Source organism: Dactylosporangium sp. NPDC050688 (assembly GCF_040654515.1).
Classification (GTDB): Bacteria; Actinomycetota; Actinomycetes; order Mycobacteriales; family Micromonosporaceae; genus Dactylosporangium.
Genome location: NZ_JBFAIC010000025.1, coordinates 60,970 through 67,411 on the forward strand (window position 1 = coordinate 60,970; position 6,442 = coordinate 67,411).

7 protein-coding genes are annotated in these 6,442 nt (G+C 72.1%); 4 read left to right on the forward strand and 3 right to left on the reverse strand.

Going from position 1 to position 6,442, the window contains the following annotated elements:
* The first annotated feature begins 136 nt into the window (after positions 1-136).
* Together AB0H83_RS23875 and AB0H83_RS23880 are read left to right on the forward strand one after the other, a co-directional pair.
* Positions 137-745 (forward strand): hypothetical protein, encoded by a 609-nt coding sequence (locus tag AB0H83_RS23875; RefSeq protein ID WP_360097879.1) that lies wholly within the window; start codon positions 137-139, stop codon positions 743-745.
* Between the two features lie 118 nt (positions 746-863).
* The gene (locus AB0H83_RS23880; protein WP_360097882.1) at positions 864-1,244 is read left to right on the forward strand and encodes a WhiB family transcriptional regulator; all 381 of its coding nucleotides are present in this window, start codon (positions 864-866) and stop codon (positions 1,242-1,244) included.
* A 304-nt stretch (positions 1,245-1,548) separates the two neighbouring features.
* Here AB0H83_RS23880 and AB0H83_RS23885 read toward each other — a convergent pair whose 3' ends face one another.
* The 3 genes from AB0H83_RS23885 to AB0H83_RS23895 all read right to left on the reverse strand — a co-directional run bounded on the left by AB0H83_RS23885 (position 1,549) and on the right by AB0H83_RS23895 (position 4,675).
* On the reverse strand, positions 1,549-2,901 hold the full coding sequence (locus tag AB0H83_RS23885) for an AarF/ABC1/UbiB kinase family protein (protein WP_360097885.1): 1,353 nt from the start codon (positions 2,899-2,901) through the stop codon (positions 1,549-1,551).
* 9 nt (positions 2,902-2,910) lie between these two features.
* The gene (locus AB0H83_RS23890) at positions 2,911-4,170 is read right to left on the reverse strand and encodes a hypothetical protein (protein WP_360097888.1); all 1,260 of its coding nucleotides are present in this window, start codon (positions 4,168-4,170) and stop codon (positions 2,911-2,913) included.
* A gap of 352 nt (positions 4,171-4,522) precedes the next feature.
* The gene (locus AB0H83_RS23895) at positions 4,523-4,675 is read right to left on the reverse strand and encodes a DUF5679 domain-containing protein (protein WP_360097891.1); all 153 of its coding nucleotides are present in this window, start codon (positions 4,673-4,675) and stop codon (positions 4,523-4,525) included.
* A 371-nt stretch (positions 4,676-5,046) separates the two neighbouring features.
* Between AB0H83_RS23895 and AB0H83_RS23900 the strand changes: the two genes are divergently transcribed.
* Together AB0H83_RS23900 and AB0H83_RS23905 are read left to right on the forward strand one after the other, a co-directional pair.
* On the forward strand, positions 5,047-5,571 hold the full coding sequence (locus AB0H83_RS23900; RefSeq protein ID WP_360097894.1) for a M48 family metallopeptidase: 525 nt from the start codon (positions 5,047-5,049) through the stop codon (positions 5,569-5,571).
* Positions 5,568-6,161 carry a hypothetical protein gene (locus AB0H83_RS23905; protein ID WP_360097897.1) on the forward strand — a complete coding sequence of 198 codons (594 nt, stop codon included), beginning with the start codon at positions 5,568-5,570 and terminating at the stop codon, positions 6,159-6,161. Before AB0H83_RS23900 ends, AB0H83_RS23905 begins: the two co-directional genes overlap by 4 nt.
* The last annotated feature ends 281 nt before the right edge of the window (positions 6,162-6,442 follow it).

The window sequence follows — 6,442 nt, forward strand, 5'->3', positions numbered from 1 at the left end:
CGATGCGCGGAAATGTGACAAGAACTTTTCCCGGAAATTCGATTGCCCTACCCTGAAGAGGCGGCATAGCCTGCCAGCACGAACGCCGGAGCCCCGGCGGCCGCCCCATGACGAGTGTGGAGAGAAGGTGCGACCCGTGAAGCTCTATATCTCAGCCGAGCTGCAGCCGGCGTTGCGCACCCTCTGCGCCACGTCGCCGGTGTCGGCGCGCCGTGTCCCGTCGTCGTCCGTCTCGGTTCTGTGGCAGGAGTCTGCCGGCAACGGCGCCTTCGCGGGTGCCGCTGCCGCGCCGTCCCCGGCCCGCAGACTGTCCGCCGCTCCGGCGTCGGCGGCCTCCCTGATCCCGACCGTTGCCTCCGCTCCGGCTGCTGCCCCGATCGCGTCCTTCGCGGTCACGGGTGGCGTCGCGGCCCTGGGCGGCGTCGAGGTTCCGGGCGGCGTCGAAGTCCAGGGCGGCACGGCGACCGGTGGCTCCATGGCCGGTGCGTTCCATGTTGACCTGCTGGTTGACCTGCTGGTTGACATGGAGGCCGACCGCGTCGGTGGCACCGACTGGCACGTCAGCACCATCGAGCGCGTCCGCATCGTCGAGCAGGTCCCCGCCGTTGACCCGGCGCTGCTCGACCGGCGGGAAGTCCAGGTTCAGGGGACCAGTGGGCTCACCGCGAACGACAAGCACGACCTGACGGCTCCGAAGCCCAACGGCGGAGTCCGCGGCACACCACCTCGAGGCAGGCCGGTCTAACAGACCGACTTACCGGCTCACCTCGAGGCCGCGGAACCCGACACCGGGATCCGCGGCCTCAGTTATTTGCACCGACGATCACCACCAAACGATCGAGAGACAGAAAGGGGTGACCGGGATGAGCCTGGCCTTGGCATCGCGCGATGTGCGCGTTGAGGGTGCCGACGAGCGCCTCCTTGTCGCTGCACGAGGCGTGAAGTCCGACCTGCCGTGCCGCACCTTCGACCCGGACCTGTGGTTCGCTGACTCGCCGGCCGAGCTCGAGCTGGCCAAGTCGCTCTGCGCGGAGTGCCCGCTGCGCGTCGAGTGCCTTGCCGGTGCGATCGAGCGCGCCGAGCCCTGGGGTGTCTGGGGTGGCGAGATCTTCGAGCGCGGTGCGGTGGTTCCGCGGAAGCGTCCGCGGGGCCGTCCGCGCAAGGAGGACGTCGCTCGCGACGCCGTCCTGCGGGTCGAGGTCGCTGCTCGCACCGCCGCCGTCGCGGCAAGCGTGGCGGCCTGACATGAGCGCACATCCGCTGCCAGCCAGCCGAGGACTGCGCGCCGCGCAGCCGACCCGGCTTCAACTCACCGACGTTCGCACCATTTCCACGAGGAGCATGGCCGTGTCTTTGCAACTTCTCCACGAAGCACTATCACGAGCGCGAATGCGTCAGCCTCAGGCTGTCCGTCACTCTGAGGCTTCTTCGTCCGCCCGTCAGATCGCGATGCGCGCCCGCCGTGAGCAGGAGCGTCAGCTGAGCCGACACTGATACCGACCGCACGGAAACGGGCGGGTCTCCCCGATCGGGAGGCCCGCCCCTCGGCTATTCCGCCTTCCGCCGGCGCGGCTTCTTCGCCAGGTCCTTCGGCTCCGCGAAGCCGGGCAGCCACTGCTCGATGATCTCCCGGTACGGCGCCTCCGCCTCCAACTGGCACAGCACGCCGATCGAGCCCAGGGTCACCCGGTGGGTGAGCATGTAGGACGGTGGCAGGTTGAGCTGGCGGCTCATCGCATACGCCGGGCTCTTCGGGTTGGCGAGCCGCCCTGCCTCGGCGCGCAGCCACGCGCGGCTGAACCGGAACTTCGGCTCCGCGATCGGGTCCAGCATCGGCCTGATGTACCCCAGCACCGCCGCCGCGTCGATCTTCGCGTCGCGCTTGACGAACCCCTCGTCCTGCAGCCCCGCCAGGACCGCCTCGGCGTCACCGGCCAGGGCCAGCCTGGTCAGCCGCCCGATCGCCTCGGGATGCCCGCCGGGCAGGCGGGCGACGGCACCGAAGTCGAGCACCCCCAGCCGCCCGTCGGGCAGCATCCGGAAGTTGCCCGGGTGCGGGTCGGCGTGCAGCAGCTCGGCCCGGGCCGGCGCGGAGAAGTGCAGCAACGCCATCCGGGTGCCGGCCGCGTCACGCTCCTCCACGGTGCCCGACGCGATGATCGTCGACAGCGGCACACCCTCGAGCCACTCCGTGACCAGCACTCTCGGCGAGGACGCCAGCACCTGCGGCACGCAGATGTCCGGGTCGCCGTCGAACGCCGCCGCGAACGCCCGCTGCGAGCTCGCCTCCAGCTCGTAGTCCAGCTCCTCGGTGACCCGGTCACGGATCTCCTGCACCAGCGGCTTCACGTCCAGGCCCGGCTGGAGCGCCTTGAACAGCCCGGCGAAGCGGGCCAGCTGGTTGAGGTCCGATCGCAGCGCCTCACCGGCGCCCGGATACTGCACCTTCACCGCCACGTCCCGCCCGTCGGCCCAGACCGCCCGGTGGACCTGGCCGATGCTGGCCGCGGCGGCCGGCTTGTCGTCGAACTCCTTGAACAGGTCCCGCCAGCTCTCGCCCAGCGACTCGCGCAGCACGCTGTGCACGCTCGCGGCCGGCAGCGGCGGCGCGGCCTCCTGCAGCTTCGTCAGCGCCGCCCGGTAGGGCCCGGCGAGGTCCTCCGGCAGCGCCGCCTCGAAGACCGACAGCGCCTGCCCCATCTTCATCGCACCGCCCTTGAGCTGCCCGAGCACGCTGAAGAGGTGCTCGGCGGTGCGGCGCTGGACGTCGGCGGACACGACGTCGGCGGCCATGCCCGTCACGCGCTTGCCCAGGCCGAGCGCGGCCCGCCCGGCCAGCCCGAGAGGGAGCGACGCCAGTCGTGCGGTGCGGGCGACGGCGCCCCTCGGGATCTCGGTCACACGTCATTCTTACCCGGTTCCGGCGGCGCGACGACGGCGACGGCAGTCACAGCGGGGATGCGCCGCCCATTCCCGCCGCCTCAGCTCACCGGCACGGGGGATCTCGACGATCGCCGCCTCCGTCCGCGGCGCCGTCCCGTCGAGGAACGCGAGCACCTCGTCGGCGGCGAACGCGACCCCAGCCAGGGCGGTCGCCGACGCGCACGGCTCCCCGTCCCCGGGCGGCGCCGTGGCCAGCTGCGCGGCCAGCACCGGCCAGATCGGGTCCCGGTCGCGCCGGTGCAGCTCCAGGCAGGCCCTGCAGGGCGAGCCGGCGGGGCGTACCAGCGGACCGACGAGCACCGTCCCCAGCCGCACCGTCAGCTCCAGCCGGGGCAGGCCCGCCAGGCGCAGCCCTCGCCTGGCCAGCGCCGGAGGGTGCCGGTCACCGACCCGCACCACGAGGTCGACGTGGTCCATCCTGGCCGCCGACAGCTCGGTGCCGGGCGCGTACCTGGTCACCGCGTCGCCCGTGGCCACCGCCCGTGAAACTCCCACGTCGTCCACCCGCAGACCACCGACCAGGACGTCCCCGGCGCCGGTGACCCCGTCGACGACCGGGTCGACGTGACCGACCCCGCTCGCGGCGAGCAGTGCCGCGAGGGGCGCGAGCAGCGGTCCGTCCCCGGCGACGACGACGCGCGAGGTGTACCGGCGCCGCAGCACATCGGCGGGCATCCTGTCCGGACCGGGCGGCCCGGTCCGCAGCCGCAGCGCGATCGCGGCGGCCTCGACGCTCAACCGGCGGTGCACCCGCTCGGGCAGGCCCGCCGGGACCAGCGCGTGCGCGCCGACGACGAGGCCCACGTCACGCAGGGTCTGCACGAGGCCGTGCACCTCGGCCGGGGCCAGCCCGAGCGCCTCACCGGCGGCGAGGACGGCCGGCTCGGTGTGCGCGCCGTCGAGCAGGTCGAGCACCCTGGCCAGCTCCGGTCGCCGCAGCTGCAGCACGACGGCGCCGGCGGGGTCGGTGCCGAGCTGGACGGTGGACGCGTCCCGCCACAGGCGGCGCAGGTTCGGCAGGAGCGTCGGTCGCGTGACCGGCCCGCAGCGGAGCGAGGAGCCGGTCATCAACGGCGCAGCTCGTTCGGCCAGGGCTTTGGTCAGGGCGGCTTGCTCGGCCGTGGCGGCTTGCTCGGCCAGGACGGTTTGCTCGGCCAGGACGGTTTGTTCGGTGAGAGCGGTTTGTTCGGTCAGGGCGCCGCCGGAGCGCGGCGGGGGTGACGTCATGACCGGCGAGACTGCCACCGGCGCGAACTCCGGCCGGGGTGGTTGTCCACAGGGATATCCACCGCCGGCCGGACTTGTCCACAGCCAGCCGCCGAGTTGTCCACAGCGAAAGGCGCAAACGCTTCATACCGCGCGGGCCAACCTTGCTGCTCTAGCGCGACGATCTCGGGGCTCACGCGCCGGGCGGGGGGCGGCGAGGAGCCGGTGCTGTACGGCCCAGTGACGGCGGCCGTGCCTGCGTCACAGCCTGCCTCGGCAGGCTGCGTGTCTGGAGCTTCGGGCTGCTTGTCAGCCGGGGCCTTCGGACTGCTTCCGCTGTCCTGAGTGTCCCCGGGCCGCGGGCGACCTGGGTTCAGGCCTTGCCGAGGATCCGGTTGACGGTGGTGCCGCAGACCGGGCAGGGGCCCTTGGCCATCTTCATGCCAGTCTTCGAGATCGCGATCTCGCCCTCGAAGTCCCGCTTCTCCTTGCACTTGACGCAGTAGCCGTTGTAAGTCTCGGCCACGATGCCCTCCTCATCTCGGTCCGGTGCACGCACCGGTGCTGACCAGCTAGGTCGACGTGGTGAGTGTGCCTTGTCGGACACTCGGGGAAAGTGCGGTAAGACGGGACACGCCGAGCGTAATCGGAAGATCTTCCTCTAACCGCACGCTACACACTATGCACAGCCTGGGGATAACTGTGTGGGCAACGGTGTGGGTTGCTGTGGATGAAATGCCTCCGAGTGGCCCTAGCAGGCCGACAACCGATGGAATCTTTCCGGCGAGCCGCCACGAATGGGTGACTTACGGGCGCCCTCCGCGAGATTGGCCCTTGCGGAGGGATGGCCGTTTCCGGCTAGCGTTCCTCCGTGAGCGGTACCCTGAGGGGGCCGGCATGACACGCAAGCCGGTCATCGAGGTGCGGCGCAGTAAGCGCCGCCGTCGCACGGTGTCTGCCTACCGTGATGGTGAGCGGGTCGTCGTGCTGATCCCCGCGCAGTTCTCCCGGGCGGAGGAGCGTGAGTGGGTCGATCGAATGCTGGAGCGCCTGGCCGTCCGCGAGCAGCGGGCCCGACGCACTGACAGCGAGCTGACGGCCCGCGCGCAGCGCCTCGCCGCCCGCTATCTGCCCGATCACCCAGCCGCCGCCCGTCCCACCAGCGTGCGCTGGGTGCAGAACCAGAACGGGCGCTGGGGCTCGTGCACGCCGGCAGACGGTACCATCCGGATCTCGCACCGCGTTCAGGAGATGCCGGACTGGGTGATCGACTACGTGCTGTTGCACGAGCTGTCACACCTGGTCATCGCCAACCACAGCGCCGCCTTCTGGGCCCTCGTCGGCCGCTACCCGAAGTCGGAGCGGGCGCGGGGGTATCTTGAGGGGGTGTCAGCGGCAGCCGGTCTCGGGATCACTGAATGACCGTCTCAGCGGCGGTCATCGTGCTGCTCGTGCCCACGCCCTGGTCGCCTCCCGGCGTCGACCCGTCCTCGTGGCGGGCCGCCCTCGCCGAGGACGTCGTCGACCTGGTCGCCCCGCTGCCACTGATCCAGCCGGCCATCGCCGCGGTCCCCGCCGACCTGCCGCTCGCCTCGAAGATCGCGTGGCCGAGCATGCCGCAGTATGCGCTGCCGTCCCTGTCGATCCGCGCCGCCCTCGCCGCCGCGGAGGCCGACGGCCACACTCGCGCCGTCGTGCTCATGGCCGACGCCCCCGACCTGCCCGCCATGCTCATCGGCAAGCTGATCCGCCCGCTGTCCACCCGGACGGTCGCGGTCGCCCCCGCCATCGGCGGCGGCCTGCTGGGCGTGGCGACCCGCCTGCCGGTCCCCGCCTGGCTGCCCGACCTCGACCCGGAGACCGGCGACGTGGTGACTGCCCGCCGCCCCGCCCCTGAGCCGACGATGGTCTCCGCCGCGCCGGGCTGGCACCGCCTGCGCGGTCCTGACGACCTGCGGCGCCTGGACATGGGCCTCGACGGCTGGGACGCGACCCGGTCGCTGCTGTCCTGAGCTGCTGCTTTCCCTGTCCTGAGCCGCTACTGTGCCGCCGCTGCTGTGCCGGGCCGGCCGGGCCCGCGCCTTCGGGCCGCCGCTCCGCCCGCGCCTTCGCGCCGTGGCCCGCCTGGCCTTCGGAACCGTCGCTTCCCGGGCCAGCTGCGCCTGCGGTCCGTCGCACCCGGGCCGGTTGCGCCTGCGCCTTCGGGCCGTCGTTTTTCCGGGTCGGCTGCGTCTGTGCCTTCGGGCCGTCGCTCCGCCTGCGCCTTCGGGCCGTCGTTTTTCCGGGTCGGCTG

Coding starts and splice junctions, on each gene's coding strand:
- AB0H83_RS23880 (WP_360097882.1), top strand. CDS start 864: ATGAGCCTGGCCTTGGCATCGCGCGATGTGCGCGTTGAGGGTGCCGAC.
- AB0H83_RS23900 (WP_360097894.1), top strand. CDS start 5,047: ATGACACGCAAGCCGGTCATCGAGGTGCGGCGCAGTAAGCGCCGCCGT.
- AB0H83_RS23905 (WP_360097897.1), top strand. CDS start 5,568: ATGACCGTCTCAGCGGCGGTCATCGTGCTGCTCGTGCCCACGCCCTGG.
- AB0H83_RS23890 (WP_360097888.1), bottom strand. CDS start 4,170: ATGACGTCACCCCCGCCGCGCTCCGGCGGCGCCCTGACCGAACAAACC.